The organism is Burkholderia semiarida, from assembly GCF_029268935.1.
GTDB classification, from domain to species: domain Bacteria; phylum Pseudomonadota; class Gammaproteobacteria; order Burkholderiales; family Burkholderiaceae; genus Burkholderia; species Burkholderia semiarida.
In genome coordinates this window covers 443943-468831 of sequence record NZ_JAHLCL010000001.1, presented here as the reverse complement: position 1 = coordinate 468831, position 24889 = coordinate 443943, and the positions used below count along the sequence as shown (strand labels likewise).

Genomic DNA, 24889 nt, shown 5'->3' with positions numbered 1-24889 from the left:
GCGGCGACGTCAGCGATGCGCGTCGATCACGCCGACGGCCAGCTCGGCGAGCCGGCCGGCCATTTCGCCGACGCGCAGCGCCTGCTCGCTCGATGCGTTGCCCTGCAGCGCGCGCGCCTTCACGCCCTGCGCGATCGCCGCGAGCCGGAAGAAACTGAAGGCGAGGTAGAAATGCCAGTCGCGGATCGGCGCGATGCCGCGCAGTTCGCAGTAGCGCGCGACAATCGCCGCTTCGTCGGGAATCCCGAGCGCCACGCGATCCTGGCCCGCGAGCCCGCGTACCTGCCCGCCGGACGGCAGCCGCAGGCACATGCAGAAATACGCGAGATCGGCGAGCGGATTGCCGAGCGTCGACAGTTCCCAGTCGAGCACGGCCTGCACGCGATAGCCGTCGCGCGCGAACATCAGGTTGTCGATCCGGAAATCGCCGTGCACGAGCGCCGGCCGGCCCGTGTCCTCGGGGCACGCTTTCGGCAGCCAGTCGATCAGCGTCTCCATCGCGTCGAGGCGCCCCGTTTCGGCCGCGCGATACTGCTTCGTCCACACGCCGATCTGCCGCTCGAAGTAGTTGCCGGGGCGGCCGTAATCGGCGAGGCCCACCGCTTCGACGTCGACGTCGTGCAGCGCGGCCATCGTCTGCAAGAGCGCGTCGTAGCAGGTCGCGCGCTCTGCCTTCGGCAGTTCCGGCAGCGCGGGATCCCAGAAGATCCGGCCATCCTCGAAACTCATCACGTAGAACAGGCTGCCGATCACGTCGCGGTCTTCGCACAGGTGATACGGACGCGCGACCGGCACCGCGGTGCCCGACAGTGCGGTGAGCACGCGGAATTCGCGGTCGACCGCGTGCGCGGATTTCAGCAGTTCGCCCGGCGGCTGGCGGCGCAGCACGTAGCGGCCGCTCTTCGCGCTCAGCAGGAAAGTCGGATTCGACTGGCCGCCGGCAAACTTCTCCGTGTCGACCGGGCCTTCGAAGCCCGGCACGTGCGTTTCCAGATAGCGCGTGAGGCGGGCTACGTCGAGTTGCTGGGAAGGGTTCGTCATCGTCGCGATCGTTCGTGGGTCAGCCGTAGGTGCGCAGCGCGTGTCGTTCGGGATCCTCCAGATGCGGGATACCGTTGAACGACGCGAGGTGGAACGCGTCGGCGTTGAAGAAAAACTGCGAAAGACTGCTGTTGCGGATCTGCAGGTTCAGCGCGATCGCGCTCGACGGCGGCGCCGCGAGCACCTGCTGCACGGTCACCGCGATCGGGCCGCCGGAGCTCACCGCCAGCACGCGCCGGCCGCCGCCTGCGCGGATCGCCGCGCGCGCGGCGGCCACTCGCTGCTGGAAATGAGCCCAGGTTTCGGGCGCCGCATCGCCTAGCTTGTCCTCGGTCCACAGTTGCAGCACCTGCCGCAGCGCGCGAAAGTGCTCCTTCATCGAGCCGGCCGCGAGCCGCGCGATCTCCGGGTAGTCGCTGGCGGCTGCCGCGAACAGGCCGTGGAAATCGTATTCGTTCAGGCCCGGATGGCGGTCGACCGCGACGCCTTCGCGGCCCATCCCGCGCAGGATCGCGGCGACCGTCTGCGCATGACGGTTCATCGTGCCGCAGACCACGCGGTCGAACGTCAGGCCCTGCCGCGCGAAGTATTCGCCGAGCCAGGCGCCCTGCTGGTCGCCCGCCGCGGAAAGCCGGTCGTAGTCGTCGGTGCCGAACGACGCCTGTCCGTGCCGTACCAGAAAGAGTTCAGCCATTGCACTCGCCCGAGGAAAACCGAAGGCCCAGCATAGCGACCGGGCGGGCATTTTTGAAATTTATTTTTTGAATCATCGGGTATTCATCGTGTGAATTCAGAACATTCAAACGACGCCCTCCCGCCGCCTTTCATCGGCCACCGCGTCGCGGCACGCGAATTGCGTCAGCCCACACCGTGTCGAATAAATCCAGGAGGGATGCGATGCTCGGTACGATCCTCATCATCGTTCTGATTCTGCTGCTCATCGGAGCATTTCCTGCATGGCCGCATAGCCGAAGCTGGGGCTACTGGCCATCGGGGACCGTCGGGCTGATCGTCGTCATTGTCGTGATACTGGTGCTGCTCGGTCGGATCTGACGCTCCGGCACCGGCGAGGGGACGCGTCACAGCCGGCACGGGTGCGTGCCTTCCGCAGCCTTCGCCGTGGATTCTTTACACGACGAAGCCCGCGAAGACATGCACCCGATGCCGTCGACGCGGCCCGTTACTGGCCGCCCTCCAGACGCAACTGGAGCCTGCTCTTCACCGACGTCACGCCCGGTACCCGGCGGGCCGCATCCACTGCGGCCCGATCCTGGGACTCGTCGGTGATCTGCCCGGCCAGCGTCACGTCGCCCGTCTTCGCGTTCGCGAACACGGTGACTTGCGCATGGCCGACGCCGGGCGCTCTGACGATCGCCTGGCGAACCTTCTTCGCGAATGCACGGTCGGCCGCGCGTTCGGCCTTCTTTGCCGCGCGTGGCGACGCGGGCGCCGACGCCGCCTGCTCGGCGGGTGCGGCGGCCGTGGCGGACTGCGCATGACCGGCCAGCGGCGACAACGCAACGAAACCTGCAACGACGATTGCAAAACGGGACTTCATCGGATTCTCCTGGACAGGAACGAACGGGTACGACGAATGGGCCGGCCGTCAGGCCGTGACACCGGACAACCCACGGGCGCGGTCGCGCCCGTGCGGCGCCGTGAGCGCGTCAAGCGCACGCACGTCGGCTTTCAGCGCGGGCGACAACGTCGCACGCAGATGGTCGATGAAAGTGCGGACCTTCGCGTCCACGAAGCGGCGCGACGCATACATCGCGTACACGTCGAGCATCGTCAGCCGGTAGTCCGGCAGCACGCGCACGAGCCGCCCGCTGCGCAGGTCGTCGATCGCCGAATAGATCGCGAGCGAGCCGATGCCGAGTCCCGCACACAGCGCGATCGACAGCGCTTCCGGCGCATTCGCGTGAAACGGCGCGGCCGTTACCGCATGCGACGCGGTCTGGCCGCCGGGGCCGTGCAGCAGCCATTCGTCGTTCGCTTCCGCCGGCGTGTCGAGGCGCAGGCAGGTATGGCGCGCCAGGTCGGCGGGCACGGACGGCGCGCCGTAGCGGGCGAGGTAGGCCGGCGACGCGACCAGCACGCTGAAAGACGTGCCGCATGAATGCGCGATGCAGGCGGAGTCGGGCAGGCTCGCGGCCGTCACGACCGAGACGTCGTAGCCTTCCTCGACGAGATTGGGCGTCCGTTGCGAATAGGTCATCTCGATGGCGACTTCGGGAAAACGCGCCCGATAGGCGACCGCCGACGCGGTCACGTGGCTCTGTCCGAGCCCCGGCATCGTGTGCACGCGCAAGCGTCCGTACGGGCGGATCAGCGCGTTCCGGGCCTCGGCATTCGCCTGGTCGACCTCGCCCAGGATCGATTGCAGGCGCTCGAAATAGCGGCGCCCGCTGTCGGTCAGCGCGATTTTTCGAGTGGTCCGGTTCAGCAGCCGAATCTGCGCATACGCCTCCAGGCTCGCGACGGCCCGCGACACCTGCGCGGTCGCCATATCGGCCTGTTTCGCGACGGCGGTGAAGCTGCCGGCCTGCACGACGCGCACGAATGTCCGCATGTTTTCGAGCATGTCCATTTCGATTGATCGTCCGGTCCGGTGCTGCATCCACGCGACACGCCGGCGGAGCGCGGCGGCGCATTCGATGTCGCCGATTGTCGGGCCATCCGCGCCGCGGCTTCAGCCCCCCGACCGGGGGGCTGAAGCGTCGGCCGATCATGTGGAATGCTTGGCGTTTGCATCGACGGCCGCCCGAATCGAACGATCCGCGGCCGGCGTCGCCAGCACGATCTTGCCGATATGCCGCCCCGAATCCATCAGCTCGTGCGCCGCGCGCGCGTCGCGCAGATCGAACAGCCGATAGACCTGCGGCTTGACCGTGCCTTGCCGGATCAGCGGCCACACGGCCTCCTCGAGCTCGCGAATGATCTGCGCCTTCTCCGCGTAGGTGCGCGAGCGCAGCGTCGAGCCGATGTGCGTGAGCCGCTTCGTCAGCATCGGAAACAGGTCGAGCTCCTTCGCGGGGCCATTGATCACGCCGATCTGCACGATGCGCCCGTTCATCGCGGCCGCCGCGAAATTACGCGCGACGTAGTCGCCCGCGATGATGTCGACGACCACGTCGACACCCTTGCCGCCCGTGAAGCGCGCGACCGCGTCGACGAAATCCTCGCTGCGATAGTCGATCGCGAGATCCGCGCCGAGCCGCATGCTCGCGTCGCGCTGCGCGTCCGACCCGACGGTCGTGACGATCGCCGATGCGCCGAACGCCTTCGCCAGCATCGTCGCCGTCGTGCCGATGCCCGACGCGCCGCCGTGGATCAGCACGCTTTCGCCGGCTTTGAACCCGCCGCGCTGAAACAGATTCAGCCACACCGTCATGAAGGTTTCCGGCAGCGCCGCCGCCTCGGCCATCCCGAGGCCGTCGGGAATCGCGAGCGTGTTGCTCTCGTTCGCCACCGCGTACTCCGCGTAGCCGCCGCCGGGAATCAGCGCGCAGACACGATCGCCGACGGCGAACCGCGTGACGTCGCGCCCGATCGCGACGACCTCGCCGGCGATCTCGAGGCCGGGAATGTCGGACGCGCCAGGCGGCGGATCGTACAGCCCCTTGCGCTGGAATACGTCGGGGCCGTTGACGCCGGCCGCGTGAATCCGGATCAGCACGTCGCCGGGGCCAGGCGCCGGTACGGCGCGGGTCGCGGGCACGAGCACGTCGGGGCCGCCGGGACGCACGATTTCGATCGCCGTCATGTGAGTGGGAAGGGCGTTCGCGTCATCAGTCACGATATGATCCTCAACGTTCGTCGATGCGCGGCCGATTCGCGGGCCATCCCCGAATCGCGGCATCGCCATGTAAGTGAAGCCAGTCTATGGGCGATGCCGCGTGCGGGCACGCAGCGAATTACCGGTCGGGGAATGCAAAAATGCATCAGTCGGGACACACGATGAACTGGGACGACGCGCGCGTCTTTCTTGCGATCCATCGCGAGCGCACGCTGCGCCGCGCGGCGCGCACGCTCGGCGTCGATCAGGCGACGGTCGGGCGGCGGCTCGCGACGCTCGAGCACATGCTCGGCGCGACGCTGTTCCTGCGCTCGTCGAAAGGCTATCTGCCCACGCCGGTCGGCGAACTGGCGCTGCGCGCCGCCGAGGCGATGGAGCAGCACGCGCACGAGCTGGTGCGACTGACGCAGGGCGTCGACCGGCGGCTCGCCGGCGAGGTGAAGATCACGACGACCGACGCGCTCGCGATCGAGTTCGTGATGCCGTCGATCGCGCGGCTGCACGCGAAACATCCCGACGTCTCCGTCGCGCTGAACACGTCGACCCACATCCTGAATCTCGCGAAACGCGAAGCCGATATCGCGATCCGCACGGTGCGGCCCGAGAACCCCGATCTGGTCGCGCGCCGGCTCGCACGCTGGGACATGGGCCTGTTCGCGTCGCCCGACTATCTGCACCGGCACGGCGAACCCGAGCGCGGCCGCGCGTTCGCGGGCCACGACCTCGCCGTCTACCAGCCGTACGTCGACGCCAGCCGCAAGCCGACCCTCGCCGGCGAACCGATCGACGGCGGGCGCATCGTCACGCGCACGAACTCGAACCTGATGCTGCGCGCGGCGCTGCGCGCGGACCTCGGCGTCGGCGAGATTCCCGTCCACATGGGGGAGCGCGACGGGCTCGCACGCATCTGGCCGGACCGCGTGCGGGAGTCGCCGTACGAGGTCTGGCTCGTCACGCACCGCGACCTGCGCCACACCGCACGGATCCGCGCGGCGATCGACGAGATCGTGGCCGCGTTCGCCGCGCACGGCTGACGCGGGCGGCGCCGCGTCAGCCGGTCATTCGTCGTCGCGTCGCACCCGTGACGCATCGAGCGCCAGCCCGCTGCGCACCGCCTGGATGCGCGACGTCACGTTGAGCTTCTCGAAGATGTTCTTCAGGTGCCACTTGATCGTCTCCGGCGCGACGCGCAGCGCGCGGGCGATTTCCTTGTTCGACAGGCCGCGCGCGACGTAGTCGAGAATCTCGACTTCACGGGCGCTGAGGTTGCCGGGCGCACCCTGCCGCGCGGCCGGTGCCCCGCTCGATGCCCGCTGCGCGTCGAACGCACGGGCCAGATCGCGCAGATACCACGCGCCGACTGCCGGAAAGCGGTCGGCACGCTTCTGTACGCGCGCCAGCAGACGCTCGGCCGCCGCCCCTTCGTCGACGAAGGTTCGGACGAGCCCGTTGCCTTGGCCGTATTCGAGCGCACGCGCCAACGCCGCGAGCGCCGCGCTTTCGTCGCCCGCCTGATCGAGCGCGATCGCATGCAACACGGCGGCCTGCGCCGCGAACCAGTCGAATCCGCGCGCGGCCAGCACCGCATGCACGGTCGCCATGCACCGCGCGGCTTCGTTCGCGCGCGCATCGGCAAGCAGCAGCCTTGCCTGCGCGGATTGCGCCATCTGCCACGTCTCGACGTGGCTCGACGCTTCGTCAGGCGGCACGGGCGACACCAGCGACGCCAGCGCGCGCCCCACACGATGGGCCTGCGTCGGCTGGCCGGCGGCGAGATGCAGCCGGATGCCGGTCGCCATGCATGCGACGCGCAACCGCAGCCATTGCCGGCTGCATGCGATGTGATCGGCTTCGTCGAGTATGTCGTGCGCACGCGCGTCGTTCCCCGACCGGAATTGCAGCAGCGCGGCAGTCTGCATGAACCTCAGCAACGGCCCGAGCGAACAAGCCTGCATCGCGATGTCGAAGCGGTCGGCCTGGGCGTCGCGCACCTTCGCCCAGTCGTTCCATTCGTAATAGATCGCCGACAGGTAGCCGGCCGACAGCGCCGTCGCCGCCGACAGGCGCCCCGCCGAGCGTTCGGCGGCCCGCAGTGCCGTCTCGAACGTCTTCGACGCGTCGTGCAGCCGCCCGGCGACGAACTCGGCCAGGCCCGCCATGTTCTGGCGGTACACGTTCGCGTAAAGCGGCTCGTGCCCCGACGCCGCGTGCTCCGCGCGCGCGCCGAGATCCAGCACGTCGCCGAGGCGGCCCGCGTAGCCCAGCCCGAAGATCAGCGTCGTCTGCCCGATCTGCTCGACCCAGGAACCGGCCGGCGGTGCGGCCGCCAGCACGCGCTCGCCGAGCTGCAGCGATTCGATGCTGCGATCCGACAGCCCGGCGATCAGCGCGCGCACGGCCAGCAGTTCGGTCGCCGTGACGGCATCGGTATCGAGCCGCCCGATCTCGATGTCGGCTTCCAGCGCTTCCAGCGCGCGCCGCGCATCGACGATCTGCATCGACAGCGCGAGCGCCCACGTATGCGCGATCCGCAGCCGCAGGCGGCCCGTCAGCGCCTGCGCGGGCAGGCGCGACACCCAGTCGAGCACGGTACGCACGTCGCTCGACGCGATGAGCTTCATCGCGCACGCCTCGACCCAGCCGGCGGCCGCGTCGAAGTCGCCGGCCGCGAGCGCGTGCCTGACCGCGTCCGGCCATTGCCGCTCGGCCGCGTACCACGCGCTCGCGCGGCGATGCAGCGCGGCCACCGCGCCGGGCTCCCGCAGCGCCAGTTCCTCCCGCAGGTAGTGCAGGAACAGCGCGTGATAACGGTAGCGCTGGCGGTCGCCGTCGATCGACCGGATGAAGAGGTTGTGCGCGCTCAGCCATTCGAGGCAGTCGAGCGCATCGTCGCGACCGGTCAGCGCATCGCACAGCGCCGGCGTCATCCGGTCGAGCACCGCCGTATGCAGCAGGAAGTGGCGGATCGCGTCCGGCACCTGCTTCATCACGTTCTCGTTCATGTACGCGGCGATGCCGGCACGCGCGCGGCCGACCTGTTCGGCCACGCGCGCCGCGTCGCTGTCGTCGTGCAGCGCCAGGGCCGCCAGCTGCAGGCCCGACACCCAGCCTTCGGTCGCCGCGCGAAGGCGCCCGACGTTTTCCGCATTGAGCGGCTTGCCGGCCACCCGCTCGAAGAATGCGCGCGTCTCCGCGTCGTCGAAGCGCAGGTCGTTCTCGTCCACCCGCACCAGCTCGTCGCGCGACTCGAAATAGCTGAGCGGCAACGCGGGCACCGAGCGGCACGACAGCACGACATGCAGGTTCGACGGCGCGTAGCGCAGCAGATCGAACATCGCGTCGTGGATGACCGGCGACGCGAGGCGATCGAAGTCGTCGAGCATCAGGAACAGGTCGACGCCCGCGCTGTCCAGTTCGTTGAGCAGTTCGTCGAATACGGTCTTCAGCGGAATCAGCGCGCGATCGCGCAACAACTGCCGCGCGCGGGCGCCGACGCCGCCGGTCGCGTCGACGATCGCGGCGACCACGTATGACGCGAAGATCGACGCGTTGTCGTCGTCCTGGTCGAGACTCACCCACGCGACTTTCACGCCCGACGCCACCAGTGCCTGGCGCCACTCCGCCAGCAGCGTGGTCTTGCCGTAACCGGCCGGCGCGCTCACGAGCGTCAGCCGACGGTCGAGGCCACGCCCGAGCCGCCCGAGCCGCGCGATGCGCGCCACGATCCCGCGGGCCGACGCCGGCGCCAGCTTCGTGCGCACCAGCACTTCGATCGCATCGGTGTCCGGCGGGCGGGCCGGTTGTCTGCTGTCCGTCGGCGCCATGCTGCTCCTGTTCTCCTCGCGCTGATCGCGTGTCCGCCGGCACCGCGAGCGAAGCCGTCGACCGGGCCCAGTCTCGCCGTGCGCCGCAAACAGCATAACGATTCGGCGCCGGCCGTCAAAAGTAGGTGATGTCCGTACCGGCGTGTGCGCACGCAGCGCATATCGGCCGCGACATGGGACCCGCATTGTTCTCGAACCGGCGCGCGCTGTTCAGCCCCCCATTCGGGGGGTATCTGGAGGCGAGGAAGTCGCCTCGTCCCGAGCGGCCGGCGCCGGCGGCGGCCGGACGCGCCGCTCAATCGGGCTGGTAGCGCTCGCGCAGCGCGCGCTTGTCGATCTTCCCGACGCTCGTCTTCTCGATCGCGTCGACGATCAGCAGCCGTTCCGGCACCGCATAGCGCGAGATCAGCCCGCGGTCGGCCACCTGCTTCACATGCGCTTTCAGCTCGTCCGGCCCGACGCGGCCGACCTGCTCGTCGGTCAGGACGACCAGCGCGAGCGGACGCTCGCCCCAGCGCGCATCCTTCACGCCGATCACCGCTGCCTCCCGCACGGCCGGGTGGCGCGACAGGATGTCCTCGAGTTCGAGCGACGACACCCATTCGCCGCCCGTCTTGATCACGTCCTTGATCCGGTCGGTGATCTGCAGCCGGCCGTCGGGATCGATCACGCCGATGTCGTTCGTATGCAGGTAGCCGCCCGCCCACAGCGCGGCCGACGCCTGCGCGTCGCCGAGATAGCCGGGCGTCGCCCACGGCATCCGCACGACGACCTCGCCCGCCGACCGGCCGTCGTGCGGCACGTCGCGACACTGCGCGTCGACGATGCGCAGGTCGACGAGCGGCAACGGCAAGCCCGCCTTCGTCCGGCGCGCGATGTCGTCGTCGGCCGACGCGCCGCCGCCCGCCCGCGGCGGGTCGATCTGCGCGATCGTCATCAGCGGGCAGGTTTCCGACATCCCGTATCCGGTGTAGACCTCGATCCCGCGCGCGAGCGCTGCCCGCGCGAGCCCGTCGGACAGCGGCGAGCCGCCGACGATCACCTTCCACGCCGACAGGTCGGCCGCCGCCGACGCCGGGCTGTCGAGAATCATCGCGAGCAGCGTCGGCACGCAATGCGAGAACGTTACCGCTTCGCGCGCGATCAGCGCGACCAGTCCGTCCGGCGAATAACGGCCCGGATAGACCTGCTTGAGCCCGAGCGCGGTCGCGATGTAAGGCATCCCCCATGCGTGCACGTGGAACATCGGCGTGATCGGCATGTAGACGTCGTCGCGATGCACGCGGCCGCGATCGCGCGCGCTCGACAACGCCGCCATGCCCGCGAGCGTATGCAGCACGAGCTGGCGATGCGTGAACGCGACGGCCTTCGGCAGGCCGGTGGTGCCCGTCGTGTAGAACGTCGTCGCGCGGGTGTGCTCGTCGAAATCGGGGAACGCGAAATCGGGCGAACCGGCCGCGACGAGCCGCTCGTATTCGTCGGCGAAGCCGTCAGGCAGGTCGATGTCGTCGCCGTCGGCGATCAGCACGACGTGCCGCACCGAGTCGAGCCGGTCGCGCATGCCCGCCAGCAACGGCAGGAAATCGCGGTGAACCAGCACCACGCGTGCGCCCGAATGGTCGAGCGTATACAGCAACTGGTCGGGCGACAGCCGGACATTGGCCGTCATCAGCACCGCGCCCATCATCGGAATCGCGTGGTAGCACTCGAGGTAGCGATGGCTGTCCCAATCCAGCACGGCGACGACGTCGCCCGCGCCGACGCCGATCGACGACAGCCCGCTCGCGAGCTGCCCGATGCGATGCCGGAACGCCCAGTAGTCGTGCCGGACGCGGTCGCCGTACACGATCTCCTGCTCGGGCCGCGTCGCCAGCGGCGCGTGAAGCAACTGCTTGATCAGCAGCGGATATGCGTGGGCGGACGGCGCCGGTTCGGCTTGCGGGTACGGGTACGACGAATTCATGAGTGTCTCCATGGGCGACCGGTCGGGTCGTCGAGCGTGCGGCCACGATACCGGACCGCCCGGCTTTCGCGTCCCCCCTGTCCGGGGGGAGCCAGCCCTTGTCGAAACCGGCCGCCGGCCGCCCGTGCACGTAACACGGCGATTGGCACGCGATACCCACCCGTTCGGGGAGGCGCTCGCCGCAACACGCCGCTGTAGGATGCATCGCAGCGCGTATCCTTCCCGTGGGGTACCCGTTCACCCGACCGGACATGACCGGAACGCCGCGCCGCCGATGCGGGATCGCCCTCTGCGGCTCGCGCATGCGGCCACCGGCTCGCGCCCGCCACCTACCCCATCTCCCCAGCAAGGAGCAGCCATGACTTCCGACACGACGCAGATGAGCCGCACGCCCGCACCCGACCCGGCGGAGAACAATGCGTATTTCCCGTCGCCGTATTCGCTGTCGCAGTACACGTCGTCGAAGACGGACTTCGACGGCGCGGATTATCCGAATCCGTACACCGGCGGCAAGTGGAAAGTTCTGATGATCGCGACCGACGAGCGCTACGTCCTGATGACGAACGGCAAGATGTTCTCGACCGGCAATCATCCGGTCGAGATGCTGCTGCCGATGCACCACATGGACAAGGCCGGCTTCGAGATCGACATCGCGACGCTGTCCGGCAATCCGGCCAAGCTCGAACTCTGGGCGATGCCGCGGGACGACGAAGCCGCGCAGAGCACCTACCGCAAGTACCTGCCGAAGCTGAAGACGCCGCTCAAGCTGTCCGACGTGCTCGAACAGCATCCCGGCGCCGATTCGCCGTACATCGCGGTGTTCATTCCCGGCGGCCATGGCGTGCTCGCCGGCATTCCGCACAGCAAGGACGTCAAGCGTACGCTGCGCTGGGCGCTCGACCACGACCGGCACATCGTCACGCTGTGTCACGGGCCCGCATGCCTGCTGTCGGCCGCCGTCGACGAAGATCCGCGCGACTACCCGTTCAAGGACTACGAGATGTGCGTGTTTCCGGATGCGCTCGACACCGGGCCGAACCTCGACATCGGCTACATGCCGGGCCCGCTGCCGTGGCTCGTCGCGCAAAGCCTCGAAAAGCTCGGCGCGCGCGTGCTGAACAAGGACATGACCGGACGCTGCCATCAGGACCGCAAACTGATCACGGGCGACAGCCCGCTCGCGTCGAACGGCGTCGGCAAGCTCGCGGCCGCCGCGCTGCTGAAGGAAGTCGGGCACTGACGGTTTGCCGCCGCCTGGGGCGGCGTCTCGCCGGGGCGTGGCCGCCCGTCTCCAATCGATCGACCTGGCCGTACGGTAGTATGGCGATCCAATGGAACCCCGATGGATCCGAACGAGTGGCCATGCCCGAATTTTCTTCATCTGCCGGCGCCGGCCAAGGCGCGCAAGCGCTCGTCCTCATCGCCGAGGACGAACCCGAGATCGCCGAGATCCTGATCGCCTATTTCGCGCGCAACGGCCTGCGCACCGTGCACGCCGCCGACGGCCGCCGCGCACTCGAACTCCACCTGTCGCTGAAGCCCGACCTCGTGCTGCTCGACGTGCAGATGCCGCACGTCGACGGCTGGAAGGTGCTCGCCGAGATTCGCCATCGCGGCGACACGCCGGTCATCATGCTGACCGCGCTCGACCAGGACATCGACAAGCTGACCGGGCTGCGCATCGGCGCCGACGACTACGTGGTCAAGCCGTTCAACCCCGCCGAAGTCGTCGCGCGCGCGCAGGCCGTGCTGCGCCGGTCGATGGGCGGCGCGCGCCAGGACGAACAGCGCGTGCTGCGCGCGGCGCCGTTCGAGATCGATCTCGCGCACCACGAAGCGACGGTCGAAATCGACGGCACGCGCCGCACGCTCGTGCTGACGCTCACCGAATTCAAGCTGCTCGCGCAGCTCGCGCGCGCGCCGCGCCGCGTGTTCAGCCGCGCCGAGCTGATGGCCACCTGCCTGCCGGAAGGCGATGCGCTGGAGCGCACGGTCGACAGCCACGTGAGCAAGCTGCGCAAGAAACTCGACGATCTCGGCGTCGCGGGCGTGCCGGCAAGCGTGCGCGGCGTCGGCTACAAACTGTGGAGCGGCGAGTGAGACTCGACGGCCTGAGCCGCCAGATCGCGCTGACGATGGGCGCGATCGCCTTCGGCGTCACGGTGCTGATCGTCGTGACGGCCTACGCGTTCTACTACCTGCTGTACCAGTACTCGCCCCAGTCGTTCCAGACGGTGAGCTGGCTGCCGAGCGGGCCGGAGTGGGTGTGGATCATCTCGACCACGCTGGTCGGCCTGTTGATCGCGGTCGTCGTCGCGATCAACCTGTCGCGCCGCATCCTCGTGCCGCTGAATTCGGTGACGGACAGCATCCGCCGCGTCGCGCGCGGCGATCTCGGGGCGCGCGCCGTCGCCGGCGACCGTTCGCTGAAGGAAGCGGCGCTGCTCGCCGACAACTTCAACGCGCTCGCGAGCGAGCTGCAGCGCGTGACCGCCGAGCAAACCTTCTGGAACGCGGCGATCGCGCACGAACTGCGCACGCCCGTGACCGTGCTGCGCGGGCGGCTGCAGGGCCTCGCCGAAGGCGTGTTCACGCCGAGCGACGCGCTGTACCGCAGCCTGCTCGCGCAGGTCGAAGGGCTGACGCGGCTGATCGAGGATCTGCGCGTGGTCAGCCTCGCCGACAGCGGCCACCTGAGCATCGAGATCCGCGACACCGACCTCGCCGCCGAGGTGCGCGCCGTGGTCGACGCGTTCGCGCACGCGCTGCAGGCCGCCGGCCAGCATCCGGAATTCGATCTCGACCCGCGGCGCATGTGCTGCGATCCGGTCCGCATCCGCCAGGCGCTGCTCGCGTTGCTGGAAAACGCACGCCGCCACGCGGTGCCCGGCGCGATCCGGATCCAGACGCGTATCGAGAACGGGATGTGCCGGCTGCGCGTCGAGGACGACGGCCCGGGCATCCCGGCCGAGTTCGCGCCGCACGTGTTCCAGGCATTCCGGCGCGTCGACGAGACGCAACCCGGCGGCACGGGCCTCGGGCTCGCCGTCGTCGCGGCGATCGCGCGCGCGCACCGCGGCGAAGCGCTGTGCGTGCCGACCGGCGCGGGCGGCACGCGGTTCGAGGTGCAGTGGCCCGACGATCTCGTGCCGGCGCCCGACAGCGCGCGCTTCCCGGCGTAGCACGACGCCGTTCCCCGCTCACGCACGCGGTTCGCGCCCGATCTGTTCGAGCGGCGGGCTGAACCCGGCGCCGTGTACGCCATCACGGGCACCGCCCCGCTTCCCGGCCGCGCGCCGCGCGCCCCCGCGCGCGCGGCGCCGGCACGGTCGAATGTCAGCCGCGTGCCGACGGCCACGTAGCGCAATCCCTCCGTTCCTCCCTCGCGCGATCGCCGGCGTCCGTACCGCGCCGAAGCCGCGCGGCTGAAACGGAAATGAACACCTGGGGTTATCGATTGATCCCAAAGATTCATTGGACAGTGTCTCCGCCGCCGCGCGATGCTGGGCCGGCCCGTGAACGCAGCGTCATTGCAACGCCGCGCACGAACATGGAGTGAGACAGATGCCCAACGACCACCGTCAACGGCGCCACACACTGTGGCTGCTGTGCGCGCTTTCATTCATCCTGTACGTCGATCGCGTCAATCTCGCGACCGCCGCCGGCGCGATCAAGGCCGAACTCGGGCTGTCGAATACCGAGCTCGGCATCGCGTTCTCCGCATTCGCGTATTCGTATGCGATCTGCCAGATCGGCGGCGGCTGGATCGCCGACCGGTTCGGCGCCCGCATCACGCTGATCGGCTGCGGGCTGATCTGGGTGGTCTCCACGTTCACGACCGGGCTCGTGCACAGCCTCACGCTGCTGTTCGCCGCGCGCCTGCTGCTCGGCGTCGGCGAAGGCGCGACGCTGCCGGCCCAGGCCCGCGCGATCACGCACTGGTTCCCGCGCGAGCGGCGCGGCGTCGTGCAGGGCTTCACGCACTCCTTCTCGCGGCTCGGCAACGCGGTCACGCCGCCGATCGTCGCCGCGCTGATGACATGGCTGTCGTGGCGCGCCGCGTTCTTCGTGATCGGTGCGGTCACGCTCGTCTGGCTCGCGTGGTGGATCGTCGGCTTCCGCGAGCATCCGGTGGGCGACGACGACGGCCGCAGGCGCGCAGCGCGCCGTGCCGCACCGTCCGGCCCGACGCCGTGGGGGCCGCTGTTCCGGCGCATGGCGCCAACCATCTTCGTCTACTTCTGCTACGGCTGGACCGCTTGGCTGTTCTTCACGTGGTTGCCGACCCTCTTCCTGAACGGCCAGGGCTTGAACCTGAAATCGACCGCGTTGTTCGCGTCCGGCGTGTTCTTCGCGGGCGTCGTCGGCGACACGCTCGGCGGCTGGATGTGCGACCGGATCTATCGGAAGACCGGCAATCTCGCGATGTCGCGGCAAAGCGTGATCGTCACGAGCTTCGTCGGCGCGCTCGTCTGCCTGCTGCCGCTCGCGTTCGTGCACTCGACGGCCGGTGTCGCGCTGTGCCTGTCAGGGTCGTTCCTGTGCCTCGAACTGACGATCGGACCGATCTGGGCCGTGCCGAGCGACATCGCGCCGACGCACGCCGGCATCGCGAGCGGGATGATGAACGCCGGCTCCGCGATCTCGGGAATCCTGTCGCCGATCCTGTTCGGCTATCTCGTCGATCGCACGGGCAGCTGGATGGTGCCGTTCATCGGCTCGGTCGCGATGCTGCTGATCGGCATCGTCGCCGCGCTGCGGATTCGCCCGGACCGCGCGCTGTCCGAATCGATACCGGCGCTCGCGGACGCGCCGGCGGCGCCGTCGGCGCACTGAATCCGTTCGCCCTGGTTCGCCTGCCGCGGTCGTCTTGCTGGCGTCGCCGTCACGCTTCACTGCGTTCCGCGATGGTGGGTCGGCTGGGTCGGCTGGGTCGGCTGGGTCGGCTGGGTCGGCCAGCGCGGCTTGATCGGCCTGCTCGGCTTGATCGGCTTGATCGGCTTGATCGGCTTGATCGGCTTGATCGGCCTGCTCGGCTGATTCGGCTGATTCGGCTGATTCGGCTGATTCGGTCTGCGCGGCTTGCTCGGCCGACGCGGCTGGCGCGGCTGACTCGGTCGCCTCGGCTGGCAAGCCGCGCCATTACGCGGCGCCGTCATCCTCTGCCCCGTCCCGGTGAAACAGCGCGAGAAACTGCTGCGCGGGAATGCTCAGCGGCCGGTCGCGCCGCACGAGGCTGCCGTACGACGGCAGCTTCTGTTCGAGCGTGTAATCGATGATCGCGACGAGCCCGTGCGCCGCGTTGCGCTGCGCGACCGTCAGCGGAATCACGCCGAGCATCGACGAACGATCGACGAGGTTCATCGTGGTCAGGATCGACCCCGTTTCGACGAGCCCGCGCGGCATCGGCTGGTGACGCGCGCGGAATTCGCGCTCGACGACCTCGCGCGCCGGGCTGCCGGCCGGCTGCAGTATCCACGCGTAATCGAGCAGCGCGTCGAATTCCACGGGCCCCGCGCCCGCGAGCGGATGGTCGCGGCCCGCGATGATCGCGAGCGCCTCGTCGTCGACCACGCGGAAGTCGCAATCGGTCCCGACGTGGCGCCCGATCACCACTTCGAGCACGCCTTCACGCAACTGCGGCATCAGCCGGTCGCTCGTGTCGACCGCGATATCGATCGCGAGCAGCGGATAACGCGCCTTCAACCTCACCAGCGCCTCGGTCAGCCGCCCCGGCGACGCCGCCATGATGCTGCCGATCGCGAGTCGCCCCGCGCTGCCGAGCTGCAGTTCGCCGAGCTCGCGGTTCAGCGCCTCCATGCTGCCGCGGATGCCGCGGAAATAGCCGAGCACGCGCTCGCCGGCCGGGTTCAGCACGAGCCCGCGCCCGATGCGATCGAACAGCCGCTGGCCGAGCGCGCTCTCCAGCTCGGCCAGCATCTTCGTCGCGGCCGGTTGCGTGAGGCCCATCTGCTCGGCCGCGGCACGCAGCGTCGAGCATTCGTCCACGGCCAGCAACAGCGCGATCTGGCGCATGCGCAGCCGGTTCAGCAACTGCGGCGTCGAATCTCGTCGGTCGATCGAGCCCATCTCTGATTACTCCAGGTTATCGATTCATCAAGAGTTTTCAATTTACCGACTCATTCCGTCTACCTAGCATGAACCCCGTAGACGAACGAACGGCCACGTGCCGCTACCGGAGACACCGCATGAACACCCCCTCGTCCACCGCCACCCTGCCCGTCGTCGCGCTGACGCTCGGCGACCCCGCCGGCATCGGCGCCGAACTGATCGCGAAACTGCTCGCCCGCCCCGACGCGACCGCCCGCGCGAATCTCGTGCTGATCGGCGACCGCTGGCTGTGGGAAGCCGGCCAGCGGGTCGCCGGCGTCAGCGTCGACGTCGAGCCCGTCGCGTCGCTGGCCGCCGTGCGCGGCCGGCCGGCGACCGCGCGCGCCGCGTTCGTCGCGGTCGATACGGTCGATCCCGCGCAGGTCAAGGTCGGCCAGGCCGGCGCGCCGGGCGGCCGCTCGACGCTCGCCGTGCTCGACCAGTGCCTGGACGCCGCACTCGCCGGCGACATCGACGCGATCTGCTTCGCGCCGCTGAACAAGTACGCGATGAAGCTCGGCGGCCTCGAACATGACGACGAACTGCACCACTTCGCCGCCGCGCTCGGCGTGACCGGCTACTTCTGCGAATTCAATACGCTCGGCGAGCTGTGGACCGCGCGGATCTCGTCGCATATCCCGCTGAAGAATGCGGCGGCGCAGTTGAGCATCGAACGAATCGAACAGGCGTCCGAACTGATCTACCGGTCGCTGCTCGAGAACGGCGTCACGGCGCCGAAGGTGGCGATCGCCGCGTTCAACCCGCACGGCGGCGACGGCGGCAGCTGCGGCCGCGAGGAAGTCGACATCATCGAGCCGGCGGTGCGCAAGCTGCAGTCGCGCGACTGGCCGACCGACGCACCATTCCACGGCCCGTTCCCGGCCGACACGATCTTCCTGAAGGCGCAGGCCGGCGACTACCAGGCGATCGTCACGATGTACCACGATCAGGGGCAGATCGCGATCAAGCTGCTCGGCTTTTCGCGCGGCGTGACCGTGCAGGGCGGGCTGCCCGTGCCGATCACGACGCCCGCGCACGGCACCGCGTACGACATCGCGGGCCGCGGCACGGCCGACGTCGGCGCGACCTGGCAGGCGCTGCAGATCGCCTGCCGGATGGGCGCCGCGCGCCGCACGCCCACCGTTTCGGCGTGACGTTCGCGCGCCCTTTACACACGACGACATCGATTCCCGGAGACACCATCATGAAAATCCGTTCCGTACGCGCTCGCGTATTCCAGTGGAAAGGCAAGACCGTTCCGCCCCAGGGCAACTTCTGCTCGAATGCGATGGACCTGCTGTACGCGCCGCAGGAAACGATGAGCACGTTCCGCTTCCATGCGTGGACGGTCGTCGAAGTCGAGACCGACGACGGCATCGTCGGCCTCGGCAACGTCGCGCTCGCGCCGCACGTCGCGAAGGTCATCATCGACCAGTACCTCGCGCCGCTCGTGATCGGCCAGGACCCGTGGGACTACGAATACCTGAACCAGCGGATGTACCGCGCAACCCACGCGTGGGGCCGCAAGGGCATCGGCATGGCGGCGATCTCGGCGGTCGACATCGCGATCTGGGACATCCTCGGCAAAAGCGTTGGCAAGCCGGTGTTCAAGCTGCTCGGCGGCCGCACGAAGGAACAGATCCCCTGCTACTACTCGAAGCTGTACCGCACCGACCTGAAGGCGATGCAGGACGAGGCGCAACGCTATCTGGCCGAAGGCTTTCGCGCGTTCAAGATGCGCTTCGGCTACGGGCCCGCGCACGGGCAGCAGGGCGTGACCGAAAACCTGAAATCGGTCGCGGCGATCCGCGAGGTGATCGGCTACGACAACGACCTGATGCTCGAGTGCTACATGGGCTGGAACCTCGAATACGCGAAACGCATCCTGCCGAAGCTCGAGAAGTATCAGCCGCGCTGGCTGGAAGAGCCGGTGATCGCCGACGACATCGACGGCTACGCGGAACTGAACCGGCTGACGCGCATCCCGATTTCCGGCGGCGAGCACGAATTCTCGCTGTACGGCTTCAAGCAACTGCTCGACCGCAAGGCCGTGTCGGTCGTCCAGTACGACACGAATCGCGTCGGCGGGATCACGATGGCGCACAAGATCAACGCGCTGTGCGAGGCGTACAGCGTGCCGGTGATTCCGCATGCGGGCCAGATGCACAACTATCACCTGACGATGAGCACGCTCGCATCGCCGATGAGCGAGTACTTCCCGATGTTCGACGTCGAGGTCGGCAACGAGCTGTTCTATTACATCTTCGACGGCGAGCCGGTGGCCGAGAACGGCTTCCTGCAACTGCGCGACGACGTGCCGGGCCTCGGCCTCACGCTGAAAACGGCGTTCCTCGACCAGTTCGACATCGTCGAGTGAGGCCGGCCATGAACGCGCGCTACCAGGGCGTCTTTCCGGTCGTGCCGACGATCTTCGACGCGCACGGCGCGCTCGATCTCGACGGCCAGCGCCGCTGCATCGATTTCATGATCGATGCCGACTCGCACGGCCTCTGCATCCACGCGAACTATTCCGAGCAGTTCGCGCTCGGCGACGACGAACGCGATCTCATCACCCGCACCACGCTCGAACACGTCGCGGGCCGCGTACCGGTGATCGTCACGACGTCGCATTTCAGCGCGCGGATCTGCGCGGAACGCAACCGGCACGCGCAGGCGCTCGGCGCGGCGATGGTGATGGTGATGCCGCCGTACCATGGCGCGACGTTCCGCGTCTCCGATGGACAGGTGCGCGCGTACTTCCGCGAAGTCGCCGACGGCCTCCACATTCCACTGATGATCCAGGATGCGCCGGCGAGCGGCGTCGCGTTGTCGGCGTCGCTGCTCGCGACGCTCGCGCGCGAGATCGACGCGGTGTCGTACTTCAAGATCGAGACGGCCGGCGCCGCGTCGAAGCTGCGCGAGCTGATCGCGCTCGGCGGCGACGCGATCGAGGGGCCGTGGGACGGCGAGGAAGGCATCACGCTGCTCGCCGATCTCGATGCCGGCGCGACCGGCACGATGACGGGCGGCGGCTATCCGGACGGAATTCGCCGGATCACCGACGCGTATTTCGCCGGACGCCGCGACGATGCATACGACGAGTACGCGCGCTGGCTGCCGCTGATCAACTACGAAAACCGCCAGTCGGGCTTCCTCACCGCGAAGGCGCTGATGAAGGAAGGCGGCGTGATCGCGTGTGACCGGCCGCGCTCGCCGTGGCCCGAGCTGCATCCGCTGGTACGCGCGGGGTTGCTCGACACGGCGCGGCGGCTCGATCCGCTCGTACTGCACTGGGGGCGCTAGACACCGTTTTTGCACCCGCAACGCGCGTGCGTTGCGCATCGGCGTGACGGCGGCCCGACAGAAGGCCGCCGCCGCTCATCGGATGGATGGAGACACCATGAACCTGCTGAACCCCGCTACCCCGGCCTACGACGCCGGCGAAGCCATTCCGCGCCGCCGCTGGCTGCGCGTGATTCCGCCGCTGCTGCTGGCCTGCATCATTTCCTACATGGATCGCGTCAACATCGCGTTCGCGATGCCCGGCGGGATGAACGCCGATCTCGGCATGGACGCGACGATGGCCGGCCTCGCCGGCGGCATCTTCTTCTTCGGCTATCTGTTCCTGCAGATTCCCGGCGGCCGGCGCGCGGCGCTCGGCAGCGGCAAGACCTTCATCGCGTGGTCGCTCGTGAGCTGGGCCGTGCTGTCGGTACTGACCGGGCTCGTCACGCACACGTGGCAGCTGCTGGCGCTGCGCTTCCTGCTCGGCGTGGCAGAAGGTGGGATGCTGCCCGTCGTGCTCACGATGGTCAGCCACTGGTTTCCCGACCGCGAACGCGGCCGCGCGAATGCGATGGTCATCCTGTTCGTGCCGCTCGCCGGCATGATCACCGCGCCGCTGTCCGGCTTCATCCTCGCCGCGTACGACTGGCATCACCTGTTCTACAGCGCGGGCGCGCTGTCGGTGCTGTGTCTCGTCGTCTGGATGCTGTTCGCCGACGACGGCCCGGAGACCGCGCGCTGGGTGTCGCCGCGCGAGAAAGCGTACATCCTCGACGCGTTGCGCGACGAGCAGGAGCGCAAGCGCGCGGCCGGCACGCCGGCGGCCGCATCGTTCGGCGCGCTGCTGCGCCACCCGACGATCTGGCTGCTCATCGCGATCAACTTCTGCTACCAGGCCGGCGTCTACGGCTACACGATGTGGTTGCCGACCCTGCTGAAAAACCTCACGCACGGCGGGATGGGCCGGGTCGGCCTGCTCGCGATGCTGCCGTACGTCGCGATGGTGATCGGGATGCTCGCCACGTCGTATTTGTCTGACCGGACCGGCAAGCGGCGCCTGTTCGTGCTGCTGCCGCTCGTCGCGTTCGCCGCCTGCCTTGCGCTGTCGGTGCTCACGCATGCGTCGATGGCCGTGTCGTTCGCGTTCCTGATCGGATGCGGCTTCTTCCTGCAGGCGGCGGCCGGCGTGTTCTGGGCGATTCCGCCGAAACTCTGCAGCGTCGAGGCGGCCGGCAGCGCACGCGGCCTGATCAACGCGCTCGGCAATCTCGGCGGCTTCTGCGGCCCGTATGCGGTCGGCGTGCTGACGCAGCACGTGAGCGCGGCGGCCGGCGTCTACAGCCTCGCGGCCACGCTCGCGGTGGCCGGCCTGCTCGCGCTGACGCTGCCGAAGCGCTGCGAGGGCTGACCACGACGACACGAGACAGCGAACGACACACCGGAGACCCACCATGAACGACATCCTGCTGCTGGTGCAGAAATGCGCGCACACTTTCAGCTTCTACGACCTCGACACGAAAGCGCCGCTCAAGCACATCGTGCTGCCGAACTTCCCGCATGAATTCACCGTCGACGTGAACGACCGATACGCGTACGTCGGCATTTTCGGGATCGAGACCGCATGGTCGCGCGGCCACGAAGGCGATCACCGGATCGCCGAGATCGATCTCGTCGAGCGCGCCCATACGCGCATGCTCGACCTGTGGCCGTACTACCGGCCGCACGGGATGGCGAGCGACCGCGACGGTCGGCTGTATGCGATGAGCGAGGCACACGACATGCTGCTCGTATTCGACGAGCCGACCCGGCAGCCGGTACCGAACATGGCCGTGCCGTCCGGCGGCGTGAAGACGCACCTCGTGACGCTCACGCGCGACGCGAGCCGCGCGTACGGCGTGCATCTGCTGTCGAACACGGTCACGCAATTCCATCCGCGCGACGCAACGGTCGCGCCGCGCGCGGTGATGCCCGGCCCGCGCCCCGAAGGCAATGCGCTGTCGAGCGACGAGCGCACGCTGTTCGTCGCGAACCGCGGCGACGACACGCTGGTCGAGATCGACACGGAAACGATGACCTGTGGCCGTCGCGTGAAGACGCGCAGCGATCCGAATCGCATCTACCGCACCAGCACGCGGGACGGCCGCGACCTGCTGCTGCTGACCAATTCGGGCGAGCGGTCGATTTCCGTATTCGATGCGCGGCAGCTCGAGGAGATCGAGCGCATCGCGCTGCCCGCGAACCCGACCGCGCTGTCGTTCCATCCGTCGAGGCGCGTCGCGTACGTGTCGTTCCAGGACGACCATGTGCGCGAACTCGACCTCGACGGGTGGCGTTTCGTCGGCGCGCTCCCGACGCTGCGCGAACCCGATGCGTCGTACGTGCTCGCCGGCGCGCTCTGACATGCACGACGAAGCGCCGCCCGGCGGCATGCCCGATGCGCTCGTCGATGCGCATCACCATCTGTGGCGGCTCGATGCGGGCGCGCACTATCCGTGGCTGCAGACGCACTACGATCCGGCGCGCTTCATGTTCGGCGACTACGCGGCGCTGTGCCGCAACTTCGACGTCGACGATTTCCGGCGAGCGGCGCAATGCGCGCCGCTCGTCGCCAGCGTGCATGTCGAGGCCGAACGCGCGCGCGCCGAGGCGCTCGTGGAAACGCGCTGGCTGCATGAGGTCGCGGCCACGCACGCGCTGCCCTCGGCAATCGTCGCGTGGGTCGACCTGTTGGCTCGCGATGCGGACGAACGGCTCGCCGAGCAGGCCGCGTGGCCTCGCGTGCGCGGCGTGCGGTTCAAGCCGCGCACCGCGGCGGCGCCGGATGCATCGATCGACGGGCCGGGCACGCTGCATGATCCGCGCTGGCCGGCCGCACTCGACCGCCTTGCCGCCCACGGTCTGAGCTGGGATCTGCGCGTGCCGTTCTGGCATCTCGGCGACGCGGCCGCGATGCTGACCGATGCGCCCGACGTCGACGTCGTGCTCGAACATGCGGGGCTGCCGTGGGACCGGTCCGAAGCCGGGCTCGCGCGCTGGCGCGGCGGGATGGCGGCGCTCGCCGAGTTGCCGCGCGTGACCGTGAAAATCTCCGAGCTCGGCCTGCGCGATGCGGGGTGGAACGACGCGGACAACGCGCGGATCATCCGCGACACGATCGCGATCTTCGGCTGGCAGCGCTGCCTGTTCGCGAGCAATTTCCCGGTGGCCGGGCTGCGCGTGTCCTATCCCGCGCTGCTGCACACGTTCGCCGGCGCGATCGCGCACCTCGACGGCCCGGCGCGCCGCGCGATCTGGCATGACAACGCGCTGCGGGCGTACCGGATCGCACTCGACGCGCCGCATCAACCCGCGCGCGGGTAGCGCCGGTTTCCCGCCGTTCCGCCTCGTCGGGCCGGCACCGCGCCGCACCCCCACCACCACATTTTGTGCATCGCACGACCGACCCTGAGCAAAAAGTATCGGTTCTCGAACTCTTTTGATGTGGTGATCGCATCGCCCGCGTCACACCATTGTTCCTGCCGTCATCGGCGGCATTCGAACAAGCAGAATCAAGGAGACACGGGTGAACAAGATGCGAATCGTCGCAGCCGGCCTGCTGCTCGGCGCCTGTCTGCCGGGCGTCGCGGCCGCGCAAACCTGCAAGGTGCCGACCCTTCGGGTGCTCGCGCAGAAGAGCCTCGGCCTGTCGGTGATGGAGAAATCGCTGGCCGACTACGAGAAGAAGAGCGGCACCAAGGTCGAGATCAGCTATTTCGGCGAGAACGATCGCCGCGCGAAATCGCGGCTCGACGCGTCGACCGGCGCGGGTTCCTACCAGATCTACTACGTCGACGAGGCGAACGTCGCCGAATTCGCGTCGGCCAACTGGATCGTGCCGCTCCTCAAGTACTACCCGAAGGACTACGACTACGACGACTTCCTGCCCGGCCGCCGCGCGGTCGCGAGCTACAACGGCGTCGCGTACTTCGCGCCGCTGATCGGCGGCGGCGACTTCCTGTTCTACCGCCGCGACCTGCTCGACGCCGCGCACATCCCGGTGCCGAAGACGCTCGACCAGCTCGTCGCCGCGATCAAGAAGCTGAACGCGCCGCCGAAGGTGTACGGCTGGGTCGCGCGCGGCCAGCGCGGCTCGGGAATGAACGTGTGGCGCTGGTCGCCGTTCATGCTCGGCATGGGCGGCACGTGGACCGACAAGGGCGGCCAGCCCGCGTTCGACTCGCCGGCCGCGGTGAAGGCCACGCAACTCTACAGCGACCTGTTCAAGTACGCGCCGCCCGGCTCGGCGACCTACGACTGGAGCAACGCGCTCGAAGCGTTCCGCTCGGGCAAGGTCGCGTTCATGATCGAATCGACGCCGTTCGCCGACTGGATGGAAGATGCGAGCAAGTCGAGCGTGGCCGGCAAGGTCGGCTACACGCGCCCGCCCGCGCCGCTGCCGTCGGCCGCATACGGCCACGGCTTCGCGATCTCGGCGGTCGGCGCGAAGGACGACTGCACGCGGACGGCCGCCGGCCGCTTCATCGCATGGGCGACCAGCAAGGACCAGGAACAGGCGCGGCTGCGCAACGGCGTGTTCAGCGACTACAACCGTTCGAGCACGATCGGCAGCCCGTACTTCAAGCAGCACGTCGCGCCGCAGATCCAGGCCGGACTGAACGACACGAACCCCGTCACGCAGGTGACGATCTGGCGCACGCCGCAGTGGCCGGATATCGGCGACAACCTCGGCATCGCGCTCGAACAGGTGTTCACCGGCACGCAGACGGATATCCGCGGCACGCTCGACGATGCGGACCAGTACGCGAAGGACGCGCTCGAACATGGCGCTCGCAAATGACGGCGCCGGCGGACGCGCGCTCGGCGTCC

21 protein-coding genes are annotated in these 24889 nt (G+C 68.8%); 13 read left to right on the top strand and 8 right to left on the bottom strand.

The features are described 5' to 3' along the window. Nucleotides 1–9 precede the first annotated feature (9 nt). On the bottom strand, nt 10–1041 hold the full coding sequence (locus KPB06_RS02135; protein WP_089465896.1) for a phosphotransferase: 1032 nt from the start codon (nt 1039–1041) through the stop codon (nt 10–12). Nucleotides 1042–1060: 19 nt separating this feature from the next. Then, complete coding sequence (locus tag KPB06_RS02130; RefSeq protein WP_059645178.1) at nt 1061–1735, bottom strand: histidine phosphatase family protein; 675 nt, start codon at nt 1733–1735, stop codon at nt 1061–1063. Nucleotides 1736–1938: 203 nt separating this feature from the next. Here KPB06_RS02130 and KPB06_RS02125 point away from each other — a divergent pair, with 203 nt between their 5' ends. Further along, nucleotides 1939–2094, top strand: a complete 156-nt coding sequence (locus KPB06_RS02125; RefSeq protein WP_006483086.1) for a DUF3309 family protein — start codon at nt 1939–1941, stop codon at nt 2092–2094. 127 nt (nt 2095–2221) lie between these two features. Here the strand turns inward: KPB06_RS02125 and KPB06_RS02120 are convergent, their stop codons facing one another. The 3 genes from KPB06_RS02120 to KPB06_RS02110 all read right to left on the bottom strand — a co-directional run bounded on the left by KPB06_RS02120 (nt 2222) and on the right by KPB06_RS02110 (nt 4909). Beyond that, complete coding sequence (locus KPB06_RS02120) at nt 2222–2599, bottom strand: BON domain-containing protein (protein ID WP_099318171.1); 378 nt, start codon at nt 2597–2599, stop codon at nt 2222–2224. Nucleotides 2600–2647: 48 nt separating this feature from the next. Beyond that, nucleotides 2648–3631 carry a LysR family transcriptional regulator gene (locus KPB06_RS02115; RefSeq protein WP_275905291.1) on the bottom strand — a complete coding sequence of 328 codons (984 nt, stop codon included), beginning with the start codon at nt 3629–3631 and terminating at the stop codon, nt 2648–2650. A 138-nt stretch (nt 3632–3769) separates the two neighbouring features. Beyond that, a complete protein-coding gene (locus KPB06_RS02110) occupies nt 3770–4909 on the bottom strand; it encodes an NAD(P)H-quinone oxidoreductase (protein ID WP_185716540.1) in 1140 nt (379 codons plus the stop codon). 92 nt (nt 4910–5001) lie between these two features. Here KPB06_RS02110 and KPB06_RS02105 point away from each other — a divergent pair, with 92 nt between their 5' ends. Continuing rightward, nucleotides 5002–5874: a LysR family transcriptional regulator gene (locus KPB06_RS02105; protein ID WP_275905290.1), complete on the top strand. Its 873-nt coding sequence runs from the start codon at nt 5002–5004 to the stop codon at nt 5872–5874. A gap of 24 nt (nt 5875–5898) precedes the next feature. Here the strand turns inward: KPB06_RS02105 and KPB06_RS02100 are convergent, their stop codons facing one another. Next, nucleotides 5899–8664: a winged helix-turn-helix domain-containing protein gene (locus KPB06_RS02100; protein WP_275905289.1), complete on the bottom strand. Its 2766-nt coding sequence runs from the start codon at nt 8662–8664 to the stop codon at nt 5899–5901. 295 nt (nt 8665–8959) lie between these two features. Continuing rightward, nucleotides 8960–10627, bottom strand: coding sequence for a fatty acid--CoA ligase (locus KPB06_RS02095; RefSeq protein ID WP_275905288.1), 1668 nt, complete (start codon nt 10625–10627; stop codon nt 8960–8962). Nucleotides 10628–10985: 358 nt separating this feature from the next. Between KPB06_RS02095 and hchA the strand changes: the two genes are divergently transcribed. From hchA to KPB06_RS02075, 4 genes are all read left to right on the top strand, one after another. Continuing rightward, a complete protein-coding gene (gene hchA / locus KPB06_RS02090; protein ID WP_275905287.1) occupies nt 10986–11867 on the top strand; it encodes a glyoxalase III HchA in 882 nt (293 codons plus the stop codon). A 122-nt stretch (nt 11868–11989) separates the two neighbouring features. Then, nucleotides 11990–12727, top strand: a complete 738-nt coding sequence (locus tag KPB06_RS02085) for a response regulator (protein WP_099318167.1) — start codon at nt 11990–11992, stop codon at nt 12725–12727. Beyond that, nucleotides 12724–13809: an ATP-binding protein gene (locus KPB06_RS02080; protein WP_104013215.1), complete on the top strand. Its 1086-nt coding sequence runs from the start codon at nt 12724–12726 to the stop codon at nt 13807–13809. The genes KPB06_RS02085 and KPB06_RS02080 overlap by 4 nt, the downstream gene beginning before the upstream one ends. A 382-nt stretch (nt 13810–14191) precedes the next feature. Further along, nucleotides 14192–15463 (top strand): MFS transporter, encoded by a 1272-nt coding sequence (locus tag KPB06_RS02075; RefSeq protein ID WP_104013216.1) that lies wholly within the window; start codon nt 14192–14194, stop codon nt 15461–15463. 306 nt (nt 15464–15769) lie between these two features. Here KPB06_RS02075 and KPB06_RS02070 read toward each other — a convergent pair whose 3' ends face one another. Further along, entirely contained in the window at nt 15770–16717 is a 948-nt protein-coding gene (locus KPB06_RS02070; RefSeq protein WP_099318166.1) for a LysR family transcriptional regulator, read from the bottom strand. A gap of 119 nt (nt 16718–16836) precedes the next feature. Between KPB06_RS02070 and KPB06_RS02065 the strand changes: the two genes are divergently transcribed. From KPB06_RS02065 to KPB06_RS02035, 7 genes are all read left to right on the top strand, one after another. Further along, nucleotides 16837–17892, top strand: coding sequence for a 4-hydroxythreonine-4-phosphate dehydrogenase PdxA (locus KPB06_RS02065; protein ID WP_104013217.1), 1056 nt, complete (start codon nt 16837–16839; stop codon nt 17890–17892). A 50-nt stretch (nt 17893–17942) separates the two neighbouring features. Then, nucleotides 17943–19115: an L-rhamnonate dehydratase gene (locus tag KPB06_RS02060; protein ID WP_104013218.1), complete on the top strand. Its 1173-nt coding sequence runs from the start codon at nt 17943–17945 to the stop codon at nt 19113–19115. Between the two features lie 8 nt (nt 19116–19123). Further along, on the top strand, nt 19124–20041 hold the full coding sequence (locus tag KPB06_RS02055; protein WP_104013219.1) for a dihydrodipicolinate synthase family protein: 918 nt from the start codon (nt 19124–19126) through the stop codon (nt 20039–20041). A gap of 97 nt (nt 20042–20138) precedes the next feature. After that, nucleotides 20139–21431 (top strand): MFS transporter, encoded by a 1293-nt coding sequence (locus tag KPB06_RS02050; RefSeq protein ID WP_059574796.1) that lies wholly within the window; start codon nt 20139–20141, stop codon nt 21429–21431. Between the two features lie 43 nt (nt 21432–21474). After that, nucleotides 21475–22422: a YncE family protein gene (locus KPB06_RS02045; RefSeq protein ID WP_124658899.1), complete on the top strand. Its 948-nt coding sequence runs from the start codon at nt 21475–21477 to the stop codon at nt 22420–22422. A 1-nt stretch (nt 22423) separates the two neighbouring features. Further along, nucleotides 22424–23383: an amidohydrolase family protein gene (locus KPB06_RS02040; RefSeq protein WP_104013221.1), complete on the top strand. Its 960-nt coding sequence runs from the start codon at nt 22424–22426 to the stop codon at nt 23381–23383. Between the two features lie 211 nt (nt 23384–23594). Then, on the top strand, nt 23595–24860 hold the full coding sequence (locus tag KPB06_RS02035) for an ABC transporter substrate-binding protein (protein WP_264160034.1): 1266 nt from the start codon (nt 23595–23597) through the stop codon (nt 24858–24860). Nucleotides 24861–24889: the final 29 nt, after the last annotated feature.

Bases quoted from the DNA above. Each gene is read 5' to 3' on its own strand.
- hchA (WP_275905287.1), top strand. From the start codon at position 10,986: ATGACTTCCGACACGACGCAGATGAGCCGCACGCCCGCACCCGACCCG.
- KPB06_RS02135 (WP_089465896.1), bottom strand. From the start codon at position 1,041: ATGACGAACCCTTCCCAGCAACTCGACGTAGCCCGCCTCACGCGCTAT.
- KPB06_RS02070 (WP_099318166.1), bottom strand. From the start codon at position 16,717: ATGGGCTCGATCGACCGACGAGATTCGACGCCGCAGTTGCTGAACCGG.
- KPB06_RS02120 (WP_099318171.1), bottom strand. From the start codon at position 2,599: ATGAAGTCCCGTTTTGCAATCGTCGTTGCAGGTTTCGTTGCGTTGTCG.
- KPB06_RS02065 (WP_104013217.1), top strand. From the start codon at position 16,837: ATGAACACCCCCTCGTCCACCGCCACCCTGCCCGTCGTCGCGCTGACG.
- KPB06_RS02055 (WP_104013219.1), top strand. From the start codon at position 19,124: ATGAACGCGCGCTACCAGGGCGTCTTTCCGGTCGTGCCGACGATCTTC.
- KPB06_RS02035 (WP_264160034.1), top strand. From the start codon at position 23,595: ATGCGAATCGTCGCAGCCGGCCTGCTGCTCGGCGCCTGTCTGCCGGGC.
- KPB06_RS02095 (WP_275905288.1), bottom strand. From the start codon at position 10,627: ATGAATTCGTCGTACCCGTACCCGCAAGCCGAACCGGCGCCGTCCGCC.
- KPB06_RS02105 (WP_275905290.1), top strand. From the start codon at position 5,002: ATGAACTGGGACGACGCGCGCGTCTTTCTTGCGATCCATCGCGAGCGC.
- KPB06_RS02050 (WP_059574796.1), top strand. From the start codon at position 20,139: ATGAACCTGCTGAACCCCGCTACCCCGGCCTACGACGCCGGCGAAGCC.
- KPB06_RS02045 (WP_124658899.1), top strand. From the start codon at position 21,475: ATGAACGACATCCTGCTGCTGGTGCAGAAATGCGCGCACACTTTCAGC.
- KPB06_RS02110 (WP_185716540.1), bottom strand. From the start codon at position 4,909: ATGGCGATGCCGCGATTCGGGGATGGCCCGCGAATCGGCCGCGCATCG.
- KPB06_RS02075 (WP_104013216.1), top strand. From the start codon at position 14,192: ATGCCCAACGACCACCGTCAACGGCGCCACACACTGTGGCTGCTGTGC.
- KPB06_RS02060 (WP_104013218.1), top strand. From the start codon at position 17,943: ATGAAAATCCGTTCCGTACGCGCTCGCGTATTCCAGTGGAAAGGCAAG.
- KPB06_RS02115 (WP_275905291.1), bottom strand. From the start codon at position 3,631: ATGGACATGCTCGAAAACATGCGGACATTCGTGCGCGTCGTGCAGGCC.
- KPB06_RS02085 (WP_099318167.1), top strand. From the start codon at position 11,990: ATGCCCGAATTTTCTTCATCTGCCGGCGCCGGCCAAGGCGCGCAAGCG.
- KPB06_RS02130 (WP_059645178.1), bottom strand. From the start codon at position 1,735: ATGGCTGAACTCTTTCTGGTACGGCACGGACAGGCGTCGTTCGGCACC.
- KPB06_RS02040 (WP_104013221.1), top strand. From the start codon at position 22,424: ATGCACGACGAAGCGCCGCCCGGCGGCATGCCCGATGCGCTCGTCGAT.
- KPB06_RS02125 (WP_006483086.1), top strand. From the start codon at position 1,939: ATGCTCGGTACGATCCTCATCATCGTTCTGATTCTGCTGCTCATCGGA.
- KPB06_RS02100 (WP_275905289.1), bottom strand. From the start codon at position 8,664: ATGGCGCCGACGGACAGCAGACAACCGGCCCGCCCGCCGGACACCGAT.